Genomic DNA, 616 nt, shown 5'->3' with positions numbered 1-616 from the left:
ACTGACCCAAATTACTCTATCGACCTTTATAGTGGCTTACCAAAGCTTAGAGAGGGGTGGATTGAAGAACGCAATGATACTGAAATCCTTGAAGATGTGAGCTCTGTTTACGCAAAAGAGCGTCTTGACGATGAAACCTTAGATGATTTGCGTTATGGCAACTTACCACGTATTCGACGAGCTAAAGCCGGAAAATGTGTGACTCAACTACACTATGCTCGCAAAGGCATTGTTACTCCGGAAATGGAATACATTGCACTGCGTGAGAACATGGGGCGCGCTAAATATCGCGATGACGTGCTGACTCAGCAGCATCCTGGCCAAAGCTTCGGTGCAAATCTACCTAAAGACATTACTGCAGAATTCGTTCGTAAAGAAGTCGCAGAAGGTCGCGCCATCATTCCTTCGAATATCAATCATCCAGAATCTGAACCAATGATTATTGGCCGTAACTTCTTAGTTAAGGTGAATGCCAATATTGGTAACTCATCGGTCACGTCTTCAATCGAAGAAGAAGTGGAAAAACTTGTCTGGGCGACACGTTGGGGTGGCGATACCGTGATGGACCTTTCTACCGGCCGCAACATTCACGAAACTCGCGAATGGATTTTACGCA

Annotated in this window: 1 protein-coding gene; it reads left to right on the top strand. The window is 45.5% G+C overall.

All coding sequences use genetic code 11. The annotated features are described in order from the left end of the window. Positions 1 to 616 (top strand): phosphomethylpyrimidine synthase ThiC (locus R7093_RS26330; RefSeq protein ID WP_318147162.1); only part of this gene is annotated, 616 nt, incomplete at both ends.

It is taken from the genome of Vibrio sp. 1580, assembly GCF_033340055.1.
The sequence above is the reverse complement of the archived record's forward strand: the minus strand, read 5'-3'. Positions and strand labels throughout refer to the sequence as shown.